The 17,212-nt window shown below is 45.6% G+C and carries 17 protein-coding genes and 1 pseudogene; 12 read left to right on the forward strand and 6 right to left on the reverse strand.

Annotated elements, in window-relative coordinates; genetic code table 11:
- Window positions 1–214: pseudogene (locus tag L5M10_RS07690) on the forward strand (IS30 family transposase); the annotation flags it as partial.
- Here L5M10_RS07690 and L5M10_RS07695 read toward each other — a convergent pair.
- The gene (locus tag L5M10_RS07695) at window positions 211–945 is read right to left on the reverse strand and encodes an ABC transporter transmembrane domain-containing protein (protein WP_263255142.1); all 735 of its coding nucleotides are present in this window, start codon (window positions 943–945) and stop codon (window positions 211–213) included. The pseudogene L5M10_RS07690 and the gene L5M10_RS07695 sit on opposite strands and share 4 nt — an antisense overlap.
- A 319-nt stretch (window positions 946–1,264) precedes the next feature.
- On the opposite strand from L5M10_RS07695, the gene L5M10_RS07700 reads away from it, so the two are divergent.
- The 9 genes from L5M10_RS07700 to L5M10_RS07740 all read left to right on the forward strand — a co-directional run bounded on the left by L5M10_RS07700 (window position 1,265) and on the right by L5M10_RS07740 (window position 11,871).
- Entirely contained in the window at window positions 1,265–3,382 is a 2,118-nt protein-coding gene (locus L5M10_RS07700; protein WP_263255143.1) for a TonB-dependent receptor, read from the forward strand.
- Window positions 3,383–3,474: 92 nt separating this feature from the next.
- Window positions 3,475–4,185, forward strand: a complete 711-nt coding sequence (locus L5M10_RS07705; RefSeq protein ID WP_219234616.1) for a TetR/AcrR family transcriptional regulator — start codon at window positions 3,475–3,477, stop codon at window positions 4,183–4,185.
- A 72-nt stretch (window positions 4,186–4,257) separates the two neighbouring features.
- The gene (locus tag L5M10_RS07710; RefSeq protein ID WP_287480675.1) at window positions 4,258–5,199 is read left to right on the forward strand and encodes an ABC transporter permease; all 942 of its coding nucleotides are present in this window, start codon (window positions 4,258–4,260) and stop codon (window positions 5,197–5,199) included.
- Window positions 5,196–6,146: an iron chelate uptake ABC transporter family permease subunit gene (locus tag L5M10_RS07715; protein ID WP_263146845.1), complete on the forward strand. Its 951-nt coding sequence runs from the start codon at window positions 5,196–5,198 to the stop codon at window positions 6,144–6,146. The genes L5M10_RS07710 and L5M10_RS07715 overlap by 4 nt, the downstream gene beginning before the upstream one ends.
- Window positions 6,143–6,925 carry an ABC transporter ATP-binding protein gene (locus tag L5M10_RS07720; protein WP_263146848.1) on the forward strand — a complete coding sequence of 261 codons (783 nt, stop codon included), beginning with the start codon at window positions 6,143–6,145 and terminating at the stop codon, window positions 6,923–6,925. Before L5M10_RS07715 ends, L5M10_RS07720 begins: the two co-directional genes overlap by 4 nt.
- Window positions 6,922–7,923, forward strand: coding sequence for a siderophore ABC transporter substrate-binding protein (locus L5M10_RS07725; protein WP_263146849.1), 1,002 nt, complete (start codon window positions 6,922–6,924; stop codon window positions 7,921–7,923). The genes L5M10_RS07720 and L5M10_RS07725 overlap by 4 nt, the downstream gene beginning before the upstream one ends.
- A gap of 154 nt (window positions 7,924–8,077) precedes the next feature.
- Complete coding sequence (locus L5M10_RS07730) at window positions 8,078–8,368, forward strand: DUF2607 family protein (RefSeq protein WP_028761491.1); 291 nt, start codon at window positions 8,078–8,080, stop codon at window positions 8,366–8,368.
- 85 nt (window positions 8,369–8,453) lie between these two features.
- Window positions 8,454–10,625 carry a TonB-dependent siderophore receptor gene (locus L5M10_RS07735; protein WP_263255144.1) on the forward strand — a complete coding sequence of 724 codons (2,172 nt, stop codon included), beginning with the start codon at window positions 8,454–8,456 and terminating at the stop codon, window positions 10,623–10,625.
- A complete protein-coding gene (locus L5M10_RS07740) occupies window positions 10,615–11,871 on the forward strand; it encodes a DUF1624 domain-containing protein (protein ID WP_263146855.1) in 1,257 nt (418 codons plus the stop codon). Before L5M10_RS07735 ends, L5M10_RS07740 begins: the two co-directional genes overlap by 11 nt.
- 93 nt (window positions 11,872–11,964) lie before the next feature.
- Here the strand turns inward: L5M10_RS07740 and dpsA are convergent, their stop codons facing one another.
- Window positions 11,965–12,432 carry a DNA starvation/stationary phase protection protein DpsA gene (dpsA, locus tag L5M10_RS07745; RefSeq protein ID WP_263146858.1) on the reverse strand — a complete coding sequence of 156 codons (468 nt, stop codon included), beginning with the start codon at window positions 12,430–12,432 and terminating at the stop codon, window positions 11,965–11,967.
- A gap of 243 nt (window positions 12,433–12,675) precedes the next feature.
- Between dpsA and L5M10_RS07750 the strand changes: the two genes are divergently transcribed.
- Window positions 12,676–13,041: a hypothetical protein gene (locus L5M10_RS07750; RefSeq protein ID WP_028761487.1), complete on the forward strand. Its 366-nt coding sequence runs from the start codon at window positions 12,676–12,678 to the stop codon at window positions 13,039–13,041.
- A 47-nt stretch (window positions 13,042–13,088) separates the two neighbouring features.
- Window positions 13,089–13,676: a GNAT family N-acetyltransferase gene (locus L5M10_RS07755; protein WP_028761486.1), complete on the forward strand. Its 588-nt coding sequence runs from the start codon at window positions 13,089–13,091 to the stop codon at window positions 13,674–13,676.
- Between the two features lie 152 nt (window positions 13,677–13,828).
- Here the strand turns inward: L5M10_RS07755 and lipA are convergent, their stop codons facing one another.
- The 4 genes from lipA to L5M10_RS07775 form a co-directional block, all read right to left on the reverse strand.
- The gene (gene lipA / locus L5M10_RS07760) at window positions 13,829–14,794 is read right to left on the reverse strand and encodes a lipoyl synthase (RefSeq protein ID WP_028761485.1); all 966 of its coding nucleotides are present in this window, start codon (window positions 14,792–14,794) and stop codon (window positions 13,829–13,831) included.
- A complete protein-coding gene (gene lipB / locus L5M10_RS07765; RefSeq protein WP_028761484.1) occupies window positions 14,791–15,444 on the reverse strand; it encodes a lipoyl(octanoyl) transferase LipB in 654 nt (217 codons plus the stop codon). Before lipB ends, lipA begins: the two co-directional genes overlap by 4 nt.
- Before the next feature lie 93 nt (window positions 15,445–15,537).
- Window positions 15,538–15,804, reverse strand: coding sequence for a DUF493 family protein YbeD (ybeD, locus tag L5M10_RS07770; RefSeq protein WP_006082758.1), 267 nt, complete (start codon window positions 15,802–15,804; stop codon window positions 15,538–15,540).
- 121 nt (window positions 15,805–15,925) lie between these two features.
- A complete protein-coding gene (locus L5M10_RS07775) occupies window positions 15,926–17,101 on the reverse strand; it encodes a serine hydrolase (protein WP_028761483.1) in 1,176 nt (391 codons plus the stop codon).
- Between the last annotated feature and the right edge of the window lie 111 nt (window positions 17,102–17,212).

A 17,212-nucleotide genomic window follows, 5' to 3' on the forward strand; every position in this document is an offset into this window, starting at 1 on the left:
ACAGGTATATTTTGCGCACCCTTATCGTTCTTGTGAACGAGGAGCGAATGAAAACGCCAATGGATTACTGCGGCAGTACGTCAAAAAAGGGGTTGATTTGAGGCTAGTGAGTGATGAATTAATCGAATTTGCTCAGAATAGAATTAACTATCGACCCAAAAAGTGTTTGAAGTTTAAGCAGCCTGCCGTGGTGTTTCACCAGTTAGCTGCTTAATTGTCGAGTGTCGCACTTCGGGGTTGAATTCGGGCCCGCTCAAGAATATCCCCAATAAAATGTGTCGTTGCCTTTTGGTAATCGGCCATAGCACCAGTTTGTACGCCATAAATGCGAAATACAGGCGCACCACGGGCGTAGTCATCTACTGCTGCAGTGATATTTCCCATCACATTGACTCGTGCTTCCCCCTGTTTTGCTGCAAGCCTTGGGATCACCACCAAATAGAAAAGTGCGGCGACTAGACCTGGGATAAGGGCAAGTAATGCCACTAAGCCCGCACTTAAGATCAGCAAACCAATAGTGATAGCAGGGACAATGATAAAGGTCGCTAGCTCAGAGGGTAAATGCGCGATCATATGATGCAATGACGCTATGTCATCGACCATTAATCGCTTTAACTTTTCGCCCTTATATTTTGCCAAGGTACTTGGTGGCAACCTGACAAAATGCGCTGCAACATGACGCCTTAATCTTCCAGAAAATTGCGCCTCAGCATTGTGGTTAACCCAAGATGCGCCAGCTGATAGCAACGCTGACACGACCCCAAATATGAGCGCCCCCGCTAACCATAGCGAGTGATGACCAGCAATAAGTTGAATCATGCACCAGAGTGCACCTAGTGTCGTCACGCCAGCACCTGCCGCTAGCAGCATTCCGAAAGTGAGTGCGGGAATCGCCGGACGTAGGGCGAAGGCTAATGTTGAAGTGGGACTGAAAAGTCGCTGCATTTTAATGTTCACCTAAAAAATCGAAGTGGAACAGGCTGGGCTTCGGTCTGGAAAGTGTGATTAACACAAGGCCAATGAAGCGATGAAGTCTTGATATTGCAGAGTAAAAAAGAGTCTGAGTGCCAGAGTTTATGGGCAAATGAACATCCACGAGCCAAATTCCTTGTTTCATAAAAATTGAACCGCCATGAGATGGCGACCATATTAAGCGGTCATTTTTATTTATCAACACAGTGTTGATAAATGTTTTGAACGGCGATAATATAATTGATAACTATTCTCATTGGCAACAAATCTTTCGTATAAGGAGTTATTACACATGCCCCGATTTGGTAAGTTTTACCCACAATCAAAGTGGGTTATCGGTTCTCTTGCGCTGGGGCTTAGCGCTATTTCAGGCTCAACTATTGCTGACAGTGGAACTGCTCCGGATAAGCAATCCAAGCAACAAGATGCAGCGGGAAATATTGAAGTCATCACAGTTTACGGTCAGAAAATCGAGCGCACGCTGAAAGAAACGGCTAGCTCAGTGACAGTGATCACTGAAGAACAGTTGAGGAAAAATGCCGACCAATCAACGATTTCTGAAATTCTCGGCGGTACGCCAAACTTAATTTATGCCGGAAATACCGATGCGCCCATTATCCGCGGAACGGATACTAAAGAGCCTGTTGCAGCGGGTAATGCCTACTTATCTAAGCCTGTGCCTGGGGCAACTATCAGTGTTGATGGTAAATATCTGAGCCCCGCAGAACTGGATTTAGGTGCCGCAGGCGTGTGGGATGTGTCGTCTATTGAAGTCTACCGTGGTCCGCAAACGACCAGTCAAGGAGCCAACAGTATTGCTGGCGCCGTAGTCATCCATACCCATAACCCCACTTATACGCCAGAATTTGCAGCGCAAGCACTTTATGGCAGTCGGAATAAGCAGCGCTTTTCGGTCATGGCGTCCGGTGCGCTAAGTAATGACTTTGCCGCAAGAATTAGCGCAGATTACAGCGCTAGAGATACCTTTGTTGATTACGTTAACCCAGAGTTTACTGCCCATGATTTAGATTTTGAGTTTAAAAACCAAAATCTACGGGCGAAGTTGCTATGGGAACCCGAAAAATACAGCAACTTTTCCGCCATGCTGACTTATTCCTCCACTGAGGCTAAACGTCCCAGAAACGAGGTGGTATCAGAACCCTATGATGACTTAGAAAATCGTTCAATTTTTCAGGATAATCAAGAAGTCAGTAATCATGTCGGGATTTTTGATCTTGAATATGTGTTCGACAATGGGATGAAGTTGCATAACCAACTGCAGTATTCAGAAGGGCAGTTTGATTATCGCTTCGCAGCACCTTATCAAGGGATCGCAAAACGAGATAATGAAAACTTTTCGAATGATATAAGGCTGAACTTTGGTGACAAAAGTTCAGAGTTTAGTGGGGTTGCCGGTGTCTTCTACTGGGATGATAAAACCAACAACAAGCTGAACAACGTATTTGGTAATGCCGACGCAGACCTGAGGCATACCAGTTTTGCCCCCTACGGTGAAGTCATATGGCGCTTCTCACCTAAGTGGGCATTCACCAGCGCTCTTCGTTATCAGTCTGATGAAATTAGCCACGATGGTATTGCCAGCTACATCCCAGGTGTGCGCCATCAATATAAAGAAACGTTTACGGCGTTATTACCTAAGGTTGCCCTGTCCTATGATCTGACAGATAACGTCTTAGTCGGCGCTATGATCAGTGAAGGTAACATTCCTGGGGGCACAGGCATTAACTTCCGCGGCGGCGAATATTATACATTCGATGCCGAATCGGCATGGAACTATGAACTTTTTACCCGTATCGATCTGCTTGAACAACGCTTGATCATAAATAGCAATCTCTTTTACACCTGCTTTAAGGATTCACAACGTTCAGTTACTGATTACCTCGATGGGCGTCCCTTTGGTTCTGTCATTATTAATGCTGATGAAGCGCAGAGCTATGGGATTGAATTAGATTGGAACTTTAAAGTGGCCGATAGTTTTAGCCTATATGGTGGGCTGGGTTTACTTGAAACTGAGATAAGTGAATTTAATGACTACCGTGGCGAGGAGTTTGTCGGCAACGAGTTTAGTAAAGCGCCGGGATATATGTTCAATATAGGGTTTGACTATTCAATCACAGACGCCATTAAAGTGAGCGGTGATGTGCGCCATACGGATGGATACTTTTCAACGGATACCAATGAGCCAGAGTTAAGAGTGGGATCTTACACTACGGTAAACCTGAATTCTTCCTATCAAATCAACCAATATTTTGAAGCCTTTGTTTATGCACGCAATTTGCTGGATGAACGTGCACCCGTGGCAAAAATGGCTGACAGAAGTACCGGAGGCGTGGATGCATATTTACTTGAACCTCGAGAAATAGGTGTAGGCGTTAGGGCGAAGTTTTAGCGGCTAGATTCTACCCGCGGTATTGGCTATTGCCATGCAGCGGGTAGCAAGAGCGGTTAGAATGGCTTTTTTGCCTTGGAAACCTTATCGATATGACACAAGTACCGGATCAACCCACTCAAAAACGCCAGCGTGGCAGACCTAGCCGTATTTCCCGTGAGGCTATCGCCAGAGCTGCGTTGGAGATTGGGGTTGATCAAGCGACCATCCCTGCTATAGCCGCGCATTTAAAGGTCGATCATTCTTCCCTCTACCATCACGTAGCAGGTCGGAATGATGTTATCTCCATTGCTGCTGAGCTTGCAATTAATGAGCTGGACTGGCGAGCGCCAGCGGCCACAGATTGGCGGAGCGAATTGATCATATTGACCGATGCCATTTGGGCACTCTATGAGCGTCATCCTGGCCTCGCTGAGTCTATCCATCAGGCCAGTGTTACGCCGTCATCGGGTATACGTTCTTTTGCTGAATCGGTCGAAAAGCTGCAACGCAAAGGCTTCTCCCTCGATGAAGCAGTGCTGGCCGTTGATATCTTAGTTGACATGGTGGGGGAGTGCTTTTTGGGATGGTGGTCAACCACTAAACCAGAAGCCGATGGTCGGACACGTAAAGAGCGAATTATCGCAATTTGGGAAGATGAAGCCACCAAGCTCCCTGATAAAGCTGAGCAGATAAATGCGATGGTAGACATTATGAAGGTGGGCGCTCGCAAATGGTGGGAGCGAAAACGTGACTTAGTGTTAGCGGGTATTGCCGTTACCCATGCCCAAAAGGCTGGGGGATCCGATAAGGCTCAAACATAGCGCGTCGATATGAAAACCTCATAGCGGCTGCAGATTAGTACAAGATTTATTGCGTATAGGAAGTATCAGTTTGTGAAGGTGGTTTATGCACTGACGTGCTTTTTTGTGCTTTGTTTTGCCTCATTGCTGCTAGGCGCAAAGTATGCCTCTGTGGCGCAGATGCTGACGTTATCGGATGATGTTTGGTTGGTGTTATCTGCTAGTCGTCTGCCGCGGCTCTTTGCCTTGATTTGCTCAGGTGTCGGGCTCGCAGTCTGTGGCGTGATATTACAGCAGATTGTGCAAAACAAGTTTGTTGAACCTGCTACTTGTGGCGGGCTTGATGCCGCCAAACTAGGCATATTAATTTCAATCATTCATGCCCCGAGTATGGGGGTTACCGCCAGAATGTTGGGGGCTTTGGTTTTTTGCCTGCTTGCGAGCTTAGCCTTTATTCTGATTATTCGTGGTATTCGGTATAAGAGTCCGGTGCTCATTCCAATTATTGGGATTATGTTTGGCAGTGTACTCAGTGCGATAGCGGAACTTTATGCTTATCAAAACAATATGATGCAGAGTATGCAGGGATGGATGCTGGGTGATTTTTCAAAAATCGTGCAGGGCAACTACGAAATCATCTATCTGATCCTTCCCGTGGTCATACTGACCTACCTTTATGCACAGCGCTTTACCATAGTGGGAATGGGCGAAGGCTTGGCTACCACACTAGGCCTGAGTTATTTCAACCTAGTTATCTTAGGGTTAGTGCTGGTTTCCCTGACTATAGCGACCACAGTTATCACAGTCGGGAGCATTCCATTTATTGGTTTGATTATTCCTAATCTTGTCGCTATGCGTTACGGCGATAATTTAAAACGTACCTTGCCTATTATCGCCTTTGCTGGCGCAACGCTTCTGATTATCTGTGACTTGCTTGGTCGGATTATTTTGTATCCCTTTGAAATTCCTATAGGTCTAACGGCAAGCTGTTTAGGTGGACTCATATTTTTAGTTATCGTTTGGAAAATCAAATGAAAGACAGTGCATGGCGTTTTTTGAGCTGGGGGCTGCCTATTATGTTGGCAGTCACATTTTTATTGATGGGCTCAGGCTTTGATTTTGACTATGTCATACCGAATAGATTGGTGCGTTTAGCTACAATTTGCCTTGGTGGTGTCTGTATTGCGTTTTCTTCGATACTGTTTCAGACCTTAGCCGGAAATCGCATTTTAACGCCATCTATCATGGGGTATGAAGGGGTTTACTTGATTTTGCAGGCACTGTTGATCCTTATCTTAGGGACGGGCAGCAGTATTCTGATCACCGCTAACAGCAATTTTTCTGTCTCAGTCGTGGTGATGTTGCTTTACTCAATGGCGATTCACCGCTGGCTATTTAGTGGGGATCGACATGATGTGTTCTTCCTACTGCTTGTGGGCTTAGTGCTCACTGTGGTGTTAGGCAGTTTTACTCAGTTAATCCAATATTCTATCAGTCCCGGTGAGTTTTCTATTTTCCAGAGCTACAGCTTAGCGTCGTTCAACCGCGCTCAACCAGAGCAATTGCTTATCTCTCTAGTACTTGTTAGTGCCGTGTGTATTGCCGCTTGGAGAGTGCGTGCTGTACTTGATGTATTACTGATGGGGCGGGAGCAAGCTATCTCTCTTGGTATTGATTATCAAAAAGTGGTGCGCCTGCTATTGGGTCTTATCGCGGTATTGGTCGCAATATCAACCAGTTTAGTGGGGCCGACTGCTTTTATGGGGATATTTGTCGCGAATATGGCCTATGCACTGGCAAGGCATCCGTCGCACTCATTTACCTTGATAACAGGATGCGCTGTTGCTATCTCGGTTTTTCTGATCGCGCAAATGCTTGTTGAGCATCTGTTTAATTATCAAACCAGTGTTGGGCTGTTAATTAATCTATTTTGTGGCGCCTATTTCTTTGTCTTAATTCTTAAACCTCGGAGCGCAGTGTGATAACCGTCAATAACTTATATCAGTCTTATAGCGCGAAACCTGTGCTAAAAAATGTCACGGCACAATTTCCCGAACATCAGATGACTTCTCTCATCGGCCCTAACGGTGCCGGCAAAAGTACCTTACTGATGTCGATTGGTCGGTTACTGAATATCCAGCAGGGCGAGGTATTACTCAAAGGTACTGCTATCCACAATATTCCCTTGAAGGATTATGCCAAGCAAGTGGCAACCATGCGTCAGTTTAACAGCCTCAATTTACGCCTGACGGTCAGGGAGTTAGTGGCATTTGGTCGTTTTCCCTATAGCCAAGGGGCACTCACAAAGGAAGATCATCGCGCCATTGATGAAGCGCTGTCGTTTTTAGCTTTACAGTCATTAGCCAATGTATTTATTGATGAACTTAGCGGCGGACAACGCCAAATGGCTTTTCTGGCAATGGCGATTGCGCAGCAAACGGATTATTTATTGTTAGATGAACCGCTCAACAATCTGGATATGAAACATGCCGTTAGCATAATGCGGGCACTTCGCCATCTGTGTGACGATTACAAACGAACGGTAGTGTTAGTGGTTCACGATATCAATTTTGCGGCGAACTACTCCGACTATATTGTCGGTATGAAGCAAGGCGTTGTGCACTGCGCTGGACCCGTTGAAGAGGTCGTCACAGCACAAAGGTTAAAAGCACTGTACGAACTGGATCTTGAGGTGCTGAAAACGAGTCAAGGAACAGTATGTAACTATTTCAACTTCAACTTACAAGGAGAATACAAGTGACGTCGAAATGTAGAAGTGGGACTAAAGTGATAGCGATTCTGTTATTTAGCTCGGCTTTTTTGCTGGCCTGCGACAATAAAACTGAATCAGTACAACTTGCATCATTGGATACGAGTGCTTCAACGGCTGAGTTGGATTTTGCCCCGATAGAGGTAGAGCATAAGCTGGGCACTACTGTTATTACAAAACGGCCAGTACGTGTTGCGGCCCTAGATATGAATGAAGTCGACTATCTCGAACAGTTGGGTATTCCCATTGTCGGTATGCCAAAGGATTTTGTTCCTTACTACCTGAAAGACTACAGCAACAATAGTGATATTGTTGATTTAGGTGCTATCGTTCAACCCAATATGGAACGTATTTATGCACTTAAACCCGATTTGGTGCTGATGTCATCCGTTCAAGCTAGTCATTATCAAGCGCTTTCCAATTTGGCTCCGACCATTCATTTGGATATTGATTACCAAGACAGCAACAGCGATTACTTTGATATAGTCAAACAGCACTTGTTGGTGCTGGGTAAATTATTCGATAAGCAAACCTTGGCAAAACATAAAGTGGATGAACTGGAAAGTAAGATCCAAGCCGCCAGAATGGTGATTAAGGACAGGCCAGAAAAAGCCTTGGTGGTGCTACATAATAATGGCGCTTTTCGATTTTTAGGTATTCGTTCTCGGTATGGGTTCATTTACAGTGCGCTAGGGGTTAAACCCGCTAGCTTGTCAGAGCAGATGGGATTACACGGTCAACCTGTATCAAGCGAGTTTATTCTTGAAAACAATCCCGACATCATTTACGTGGTTGACAGAACCGCAGTGATGGAGCGAAGCCCTGTATTGGATAAACAATCTATCGATAACCCTCTCTTGCGTGAAACTAACGCTTGGAAGACGGGGAATGTTATTTTTGTGGATCCCGAGGCTTGGTATATCACAGGTGCGGGCATAACATCCCTTAATATCATGATTGATGATGTGTTAAAGGGTTATGTAAAGTAGCTGGCTGCAAATAGTCTATGGACGGCATAGCTAATGACTCATGAGATAAGTTACCTCTTGTAACATTTAAGCCCTACGGCTTAGGTAAATCGGTTTGCAACTTTAGTAGTGCTTAACATACAATCGCCTGCCAAATTATCTGAGGAAGTAGGGTTTGAATAGTGTGATACAAACAAGACGCACCCTAGCGATATGGCTTGCTGCCATATTGGTGCTATTGTCTGTTGCCATTGCTGTTCACAGTGTTTCTCATGCTAGTGAAGACTCTAAGGCCAATTGTTCGCTGTGCTTACATCAGCACCAGTTGCAACATGCGCTAACCAGTACACCCTTTCATTTCCAACTCGCTCAACAGGGTTATATTTCGGTTGAGTTTCAGGCAGTTTCCTTTAAGCGACCTTTTAGTCGTTTCTTCAATAGTCGTGCTCCGCCCATAACAGCATAAGTTACTGTTTATTCAATTTATCTTAATTAACTTTGAGCGCCTTGGCTTAGCTAAGGCGCCTATGCTGTTTATTTTCGGAGTGAAAATGACTTCTTTTTATGTCCCTAAGCGCACTGCGCTGTTGCTGGGCGCCTTGTTTGTGCTCAATCCTATTTCAATGCTGTTGGCCGCAGAAAGCAGTCAATCGAGTTCACAAGCTATTGATACTATGAGTGACGCAGTGCTTGACACTGATATTGAACGTTTAAGTATCCACTATCGCCAAGCCTATCGTGGCAATGTGTCCTCAACTGAACTTCCCCAAGCGATCAGTGTGTTAGACGAGCAATTGATAAAAGACGCGGGGCTGACGCGGTTTCAAGATGTACTGGACTATTCTGCCAGTGTGGCGCGGCAAAACAATGGCGGTGGTTTATGGGATAGTTTTTCCCTACGCGGCTTTCCGGGCAACGAAAACATGCCATCGGGGTATTTAATCAATGGCTTTAATGGTGGCCGAGGTTTTAGTGGTCATAGAGATTTATCAAACGTTGCCTATGTCGAGATTTTAAAAGGCCCAGGTTCGGCACTTTATGGCCGCTCGGAGCCCGGTGGCACAGTTAATATCGTCACTAAGAAACCCCAATATGAAACCAATGGTTATTTAAAAGCATCGGCTGGGAGTTTCGACCAATATCGGTTAGAAGGTGATGTGACCTCAGGTTTAACCGATAACTTGGCATTTCGGATTAATGGCGCTTGGCAGGAACACGATAGTTTTCGTGATTATGTGTTTAGCGATAAAAAAATAGTTACGCCGTCTGTGCGTTGGCAGATTTCCGAAAAAGCTTCCTTGCTGTATGAAATGGAATACCTCAAGCAGGAACAGCTATTCGATCGCGGTATTATTGTGCTCAATAACGATATTAATACCGTACCACGCTCGCGTTATTTAGGTGAGCCTAATGATGGCGCAACGGAGGTGAATGCCACTGGGCATCAGCTGACCTATGACTATGAATTAAATGATGATTGGTCATTAACTGCTGGCTATAACTATCGAGACTCTAGCTTGAAGGGGTATTCGTCTGATGCCGAGTTAGCAAAGGGGCGGCAATCGCTATTTGATGATGGTCGCACGCTGACTAGGCAGCACAGATATCGTGACTACGCCTCTGAGGATAATTCACTGCGTCTAGAGTTAAGTGGTCATGTGGATACGGGTTTTATTCGTCATAATTTGCTACTTGGTGCCGATGCCTATCACTACAATTTGAAGACGGGACTGTATCGTTATCGGGGCAAAAAAGGTGAATACGCCATCGATATCTATGCCCCTCAATACGGTGGGCCTCAGCCAGAGGTGAGTTTGTTGTATGAGAATAACGAGACTCAAAAGGCGTGGGGGACCTATCTGCAAGATCAAATGGATTTAACTGAAAAGTGGAAGTTGCACCTTGGGCTAAGGTTCGATAGTTATCAGCAAGATATCAGTGAAGTCGCGAAAGATACTCTGTCAGAGCAAACCGATAGTCGAGTCAGCCCCAAGGTGGGGCTGGTGTATTTATGGTCCGATGCCTTAAGTTTCTATAGCTCTTATTCTGAAGGCTTTTTACCGCTTTCTGGAACTGACTTTGCGGGTAAGCCCTTCGAAGCGGAAGAGAGTCAGTCGGTTGAACTGGGGATGAAGTTTAATGGTACTTGGTTAAACGATCTTCCTATAAACGGTAGTTTAGCCGTGTTCGATGCCCAAAAGAGCAATATCTTGACCTCAGATCCTATCAATGTTGGTTTTTCTGCCACCTTAGGTAAAGCTAAAAGTAGCGGGGTTGAACTCGATTTAGCCGCCGAACTGACGGAGGATTTACAAGCAAAATTATCCTATGCCTATCTTAATACCCGTACCGCCAATGACAGCTTGAATCCTGATTGGGGCGTGCTCATTCCTGCAGGCAGTCCACTGGTGAATGTGCCAAAGCATACCGCGAGTGTGATTCTGAAACAGGATTTGAATAGGCTTTCTATTGATGGTCATCTAGGGCTTAGCTGGCGTTATGTGGATTCGCGTCTCGGTGATTCTGCCGATCCGAGTTTTCAATTGCCTTCTTATCAGTTACTTGGGTTGTTTATGAACACCCACTTAAGCGACAACTTAAGCCTTGGAGTGAATCTGGATAACTTACTGGATGAACATTACATCGCGAGTAGCTATTCCGCTCTTTGGGCCGTGCCGGGTGAGCCACGTAGCATTAAAGTGAGTGTCAGCTATGAATTCTAATATCAGTGCTAATCCAGCGTTATCTTCAGGTTTTGCTGAGCAAGAACTGGGTCGTTCTATTGGCCGCACCCGGATTAATAGTATCGATATGATGCGCGGCATGGTGATGCTTATCATGTTACTCGACCATGTGCGGGAGCGGTTTTTCTTTCACATGCAGGTGAGCGATCCTATGGATTTGAGTTCGACCTCTTGGGGGCTTTTTGTGAGTCGCTTTGCCGCCCATTTTTGTGCGCCGGTCTTTGTGTTCTTAACCGGGGTTTCTGCATGGCTTTATGCCAATCGTAGCCATGGCGAGCCACGTTCAGCACGTATGTTTTTGATTAAACGCGGGCTGTTTTTAATCGCGCTGGAAATTTTAGTGATTAACTTCTCTAACCTCTCTTGGATGGTCAGCTATTACACCCTTTGGTTACAGGTGATTTGGGTGATTGGTCTGAGTATGTTAGCGCTCGCTGCGCTGATAAACCTGCCTAGACCTTGGATGGCCCTTTTAGGATTTGCGATTGTTTTTGGCCATAATCTGTTGACGCCAATTGGTTTTCAGCCCTGTGAGTGGGCTTACGGTCTGTGGACCATATTGCACGACCGCGGTTATCTCGTCAGCGAAGGTGCGCTTAGGGTTAAGGTGAGTTATCCCGTGCTGCCTTGGATTGGGGTGATTTTACTGGGTTATGTTGCAGGGCCACTTTTTAGTAATAAACCGAACGGAAGCCATTTTGATGCATCGGCTCGCCAGCAAAAGCTGCTGTTTTTAGGGATCAGCTGTTGGGTACTTTTTGCGGTGCTACGTGGGTTTAACCTTTATGGCGAAACCTTGCCTTGGCAGTCGGGAGCACATTTAGGTGAAACCTTAATGTCGGTATTCAATTTAACGAAATACCCGCCATCATTAAGCTTTTTACTGGTGACCTTAGGCGGCATGTTTTTTTGCTTAGTGGCCTTTGAGCGGTATTTTGCATCAAGTGGGAAAGTGGGTGGGAGATTAGCGCGAGTGGGCCATGGGTTGTCTGTGTTTGGCTCAGTCCCTATGTTCTTCTATATCTTACATTTGTACGTGCTGTTACTGCTTTATACTTTAGCGAAATTCATCTTTGGCGCAAACCATGGTGAGTACTTTGGCGTGAGCAATATAGGATGGGTTTGGTTCATTGCGGGCGTGTTAGCCATCGCATTATATTATCCCGTTAAGCGATTTAGCGAGTATAAAAAGCACAGCACTCAGGCTTGGATTAAGTACCTCTAATCTATTCTGTTTGATCAAGCTTTAAAGGCAAAAGTCGCCAAGTGTTTACTTGGCGACTTTTTGCTTTGGTCAGAGCAATAATCTATTTAGCGATTATTCTGCGAGTAAGCTGCGTAACATCCAAGCGTTCTTCTCATGCAGTTGGATGCGCTGGGTGAGTAAGTCCGCAGTCGCCTCATCATTCGCTTGATTCACCAGCGGATACAAGGCTCTGGCATTGCGGATTACTAGCTCCTGATCGCTTAATAGTTCGCGGATCATGGTTTCGGCTTGAGTGACACCTTGATCTTCTTTTATCTCGGTCAGTGCGGCATAGGCTGAATATGAGCCGAGTGCTCTGGCGCCTAATGCACGTACACGCTCTGCGATAAGGTCGACCGCAAGGGCAAGTTCGGTATACTGCTGTTCAAATAGCAAGTGTAAGCTAGTGAACATTGGGCCAGTAACGTTCCAGTGAAAGCTATGGGTCTTAAGGTAAAGACTGTAGCTGTCAGCCAATAGTTGGTTTAGCCCTGCGGCGATTTCTTCTCTGTTAGCTTGATTGATACCTATGTTAATCATGGCGTTTTCCTTCTATTGTCTTACTGAGTGTGTTTAGTCTAATCTTCTGATATTAAATGTAAAATGAGTAAATTAGATTTTGTAAATCTATAAATTCGATTGAACTTTCGAGTGTTAAATCTCGTAAGCGATAAAGCCAGATATCATCTCCTTTCGCCGTGCCGCAGTAACAATGCCATGGCAGAACTGCTATCCTAGCGGCATATTGTGAGTCGATACTTTAATTGAATAAAACTGACCCTAATGAATAAATCAGCCTATTTAACCGCCATGAATGTGACAACTTGGCGAGTGCGCGACACTAAGGTGAAACCTTATTTAGTTATTTGGGATGAAAATGGTGAGTTACCAGAAGCAGAGCCGCTTATTGACGCTGTGCTAACGCTTATCGACATAAAGCGGGACGAATGTGATTTTGACTGTGAGCCCCATACGGGTAAACAGATCGTTTGGGATCTGCGACGTCACAAAGTCAGGCCACGTACCGCATGGTTAGTGTCTGAGCCGTTGGCCGATTTATTGGTGGGTTGGCAGGCTAAAAGCGCGCTCTGGCAGCAGATTTACCAATGGCGCGACCAAGTTAGCGGCCAAGCGCCAAGCAAGTCTTAAGCTTTACTCGTAAATACATTAATAACCAATACTTTGGAATACCGGCGTTGAACATCCCACCAGTAGATAGTCTATTCACGACACCATTCGCAGCACAATTGACAGTAGGTTTGCCTGTTGAGCTTGTGCCCCTCACGCTTGAAGATGTTCCCCAAATGGCGCAGCTTGAATCCTTGGCCCATAGCCATCCCATGAGTGAGGGGAATCTTGCCGATTGTTTTGGTCACTTGTACCGTGTCCTAGGTTTAAAGCTGAGTGTTAACTTAGAGGTAGATGCAAATACTGAGGCAAATATTGACGTCGTTTCGGATTCAGATACTTATCACGTCGAAGGACTCTTAGGGTTTGCGATAGTGCAGCAAATTATCGATGAAGTGACTTTATTGGATATTTGCCTATTACCGAGTCAGCAGGGCAAAGGTTACGGCAAGTTATTACTTAAGGCTGTGATGATATCGGCCAAGGTATCGGGCGCTGTGGTGCTTATGTTAGAAGTGCGAGAGTCTAATCTCGGCGCCCGTGCTTTATATCAGAAGGCTGGCTTTATTGAATCGGGACGTCGCAAAGGTTACTACCCGATAGAGGGCGGTAAAGAAGATGCTATCTTGATGGATTTAGCGATAACCCAAGAATAAGCAGAGCATTAGCGTTCATGTCGTATAACGACAGCTATACGAACCACTCTTCATAAACAACAGTCATAAAAAAACAGCGCCTAAGGCGCTGTTTTTCTATTTTAATAACCCTGAACTCTACATCACTTGAGCTCTGCATCTAAGCAAGAAGGTTATTTCACTTCTTTACCTTGGGCTTGCAGGTCCGCATGGTAGCTTGAGCGCACTAATGGGCCACAGGCTGCATGGGTAAAACCTAACTCATCGGCTAAGGCTTTAAGCTCATCAAACTCTGCTGGTGGCACATAACGTTCAACCGGCAAATGGAACTTAGACGGCTGTAGGTATTGGCCTAAGGTCAGCATTTCAACTTTATGTTCACGCAGATCACGCAGTACTTGAGCGATCTCTTCGTTGGTTTCACCCAGTCCCATCATCAGACCTGATTTAGTTGGCACATTTGGATGACGTTCTTTAAAGCGTTTGAGCAGATCGAGCGACCATTGGTAATTCGCACCTGGGCGCGCTTTACGATAATGCATGGGCGCCGTTTCTAAGTTGTGGTTAAACACATCAGGCGGCTCAGTCGATAAAATATCTAAGGCAGCATCGATACGACCACGGAAATCAGGCACTAAGGTTTCGATCTTGATGTCCGGATTAAGTTTGCGGATCTCACGAATACAATCGGCAAAATGCTGGGCGCCACCATCACGTAAATCGTCACGATCTACAGAGGTAATCACCACATATTTCAGCTTCATATCGCGGATAGTTTGCGCCAATTTAACTGGTTCTTCAGCATCAGGCTTAAGCGGACGACCATGGGCCACGTCGCAGAATGGGCAACGACGTGTACAAATCGCACCCAAAATCATAAAGGTTGCTGTGCCGTGGTTGAAGCATTCCGCGAGGTTAGGGCAAGAGGCTTCTTCACAGACAGAGTGCAGGCCATTTTTACGCAGCGCTTGCTTGATGTCTAAAATGCGTTGATTCGATGCCGGCAGTTTAACCCGTAACCAATCGGGTTTACGCAACATAGTGTCGCGCTCTGATGGGACGATTTTGACCGGAATACGAGACACTTTATCGGCATCTCTTAGTTTTACTCCGGGTTGTAAACGTTCAGGCCTATTCATGACGCTGCTAATCCTTGATGATGAACTAGGTGTTGATAGCCCAGTAATTGGCTAAAAGTAATAGTAAGTTGCTCGCCCGCTTCAATCACGGTTTGTGGTCCGCCAAGTGCTTTGCATTGCACCATTTCAAGACCGGCATAACCGCAAGGGTTGATGCGGCGAAATGGTGCTAAATCCATATCGACATTAAGGGCTAATCCATGGAATGAACAGCCTTTACGAATGCGTAACCCGAGGGAGGCAATTTTACGTTCATCCACATATACGCCAGGCGCATCGGCCTTGGCATAAGCGTTAATGTCGTACTTGGCGAGCATATCGACAATGCTTTGCTCTATATGAGTAACGAGTTGACGCACGCCTACTTTACTACGTTTTATGTCGAGAAGAGGATATACCACTAGTTGTCCAGGGCCGTGGTAAGTGACTTGGCCACCACGGTCCACTTGGATCACAGGAATATCGCCAGCATTCAAAATATGCTCGCTTTTACCAGCTTGGCCTTGGGTAAACACGGGTGGGTGTTCTACTATCCACAGCTCATCTGGGCTCTCACTATTACGCGTGTCAGTGTAGTGCTGCATAGCATGCCACACTGATTCGTAATCTTGTTTTCCAAGATGCCGAATGTGCAAAGTCGTGTCTTGCAAGGGCAACCTCTCCCCTTAGAATTGAGTGGCGCTATTATACGCCTCTTGGCCATAAATGTAAGACAGATCACATTTCATGGCCTTGAGGAATATTTATAGTACGCGGCGTACGCCTTCGATGGCGGCAAGTTCAGTGTACAAAATTTCGATATGGTCTTTGCTGGTCACTGTCACGCGGATAGTAATGGAGTGATAGCTACCTTTGCTCGACGTTTTTGTCGAAGGTGAATAATCACCCGGTGCATGTTTTTGTACCACAGCCACGACTTTGTCAGTTAGCGTTTCGTGGGCTTCACCGACGACCTTAAAAGGAAATGCGCAAGGGAAATCCATCAGTTCATCAAATTTAGTGTCTAACATACTCAGTACTCTTAGCGGCTATATTGGGATATATATGGTGGCGATTATACCCGATTCAAGGGCGATGCACTCCCCAAAAAAATAAAGCCACCCTAAGGTGGCTTTATTTATGGGACTTAGCTTAGCTAAACCATCCAGAAAACATCTGCTTAAAGTAATCGACTAATTTACTAAACCAGCTACCTTCGTTGACTTCTTGCAAGGTCACCAGCGGGAACTGGGCAATGTCTTTACCATCAAGTTGGAAGAATAGACGGCCTACAGTTTCACCTTTTTTCAACGGTGCATCTAATGGCTTAGTCAACTCGAAGTTTGCTTTCAAGTCTTTACCACGGCCACGGCTGATTGTAATAGGTGTATCAGTTGCGACGCCTAAATCAACAGTGCTCTTGTCACCGTACCATATTTGTTGGGTTGTGAAGCTATCACCCGCTTTGTAAGGCGTGACAGTTTCAAAGAAACGGAAGCCATAGGTCAGTAACTTTTTACTTTCAGCTTTACGGGCTGATTCACTTTGAGTACCCAGAACCACAGAAATCAAACGCATGCCGTCTTTGGTTGCAGATGCGACTAAGTTGTAACCTGCACCAGAGGTGTGGCCTGTCTTGATACCGTCCACGCTCATGCTGTTATCCCACAACAAACCATTACGGTTATATTGTTTGATACCGTTGAAGGTATAAAATTTTTCGCTATAGATGCGGTATTCTTCTGGAACGTCGCGGATTAAGGCTGCACCTAACAATGCCATATCATAGGCAGTTGTTTTGTGGTTTTCTGAGTCTAATCCATGGGAGTTTTCGAAGTAGCTATCACGCATACCCAGCTGTTTTGTCCATGAGTTCATCATGTCAACGAAGGCGCCTTCGGTGCCAGCGATATGCTCTGCCATAGCCACACACGCATCGTTACCCGATTGGATGATGATACCGCGGTTTAAATCCCCGACTTTAACGGTAGTACCGACTTCAATGAACATCTTCGAGGAGTCAGAGAAGTTTTTAGACCAGGCATTTTTACTGATAGTCACATCATCATCGACCGAGACATTGCCCGCTTTGATTTCTTGACCTATGACATAGCTGGTCATCATTTTAGTTAGGCTGGCTGGGTTAAGGCTTTCATAAGCGTTACTCTCAGCGATAATCTGGCCCGAATTATAATCCATCAAGACGAAAGCCTTGGCGGCCACTGCTGGTGCATCAGGTGTAATAATAGGCTGCGCAGCATAAACGGGGAGAGACACACTGGAAATTAGCAGCAATGTTTTAATGGGACTTTTTACAAAATTCATCATTAACTTGGCACGTCTTTTGGTTGTATTAAATGGAAAGGATTCGAGAAGATCTCCAACAGTGTACCACTTTCTGACTGTGGGTTTTAGTGAAGGTTCCTTCATATCTATTTT

The organism is Shewanella sp. SM32 (assembly GCF_025654235.1).
Lineage (GTDB): Bacteria > Pseudomonadota > Gammaproteobacteria > Enterobacterales > Shewanellaceae > Shewanella > Shewanella oncorhynchi.

Coding starts and splice junctions, on each gene's coding strand:
- L5M10_RS07705 (WP_219234616.1), top strand. CDS start 3,475: ATGACACAAGTACCGGATCAACCCACTCAAAAACGCCAGCGTGGCAGA.
- L5M10_RS07750 (WP_028761487.1), top strand. CDS start 12,676: ATGAATAAATCAGCCTATTTAACCGCCATGAATGTGACAACTTGGCGA.
- dpsA (WP_263146858.1), bottom strand. CDS start 12,432: ATGATTAACATAGGTATCAATCAAGCTAACAGAGAAGAAATCGCCGCA.
- L5M10_RS07740 (WP_263146855.1), top strand. CDS start 10,615: ATGAATTCTAATATCAGTGCTAATCCAGCGTTATCTTCAGGTTTTGCT.
- L5M10_RS07700 (WP_263255143.1), top strand. CDS start 1,265: ATGCCCCGATTTGGTAAGTTTTACCCACAATCAAAGTGGGTTATCGGT.
- lipA (WP_028761485.1), bottom strand. CDS start 14,794: ATGAATAGGCCTGAACGTTTACAACCCGGAGTAAAACTAAGAGATGCC.
- ybeD (WP_006082758.1), bottom strand. CDS start 15,804: ATGTTAGACACTAAATTTGATGAACTGATGGATTTCCCTTGCGCATTT.
- L5M10_RS07715 (WP_263146845.1), top strand. CDS start 5,196: ATGAAAGACAGTGCATGGCGTTTTTTGAGCTGGGGGCTGCCTATTATG.
- L5M10_RS07735 (WP_263255144.1), top strand. CDS start 8,454: ATGACTTCTTTTTATGTCCCTAAGCGCACTGCGCTGTTGCTGGGCGCC.
- L5M10_RS07695 (WP_263255142.1), bottom strand. CDS start 945: ATGCAGCGACTTTTCAGTCCCACTTCAACATTAGCCTTCGCCCTACGT.
- L5M10_RS07775 (WP_028761483.1), bottom strand. CDS start 17,101: ATGATGAATTTTGTAAAAAGTCCCATTAAAACATTGCTGCTAATTTCC.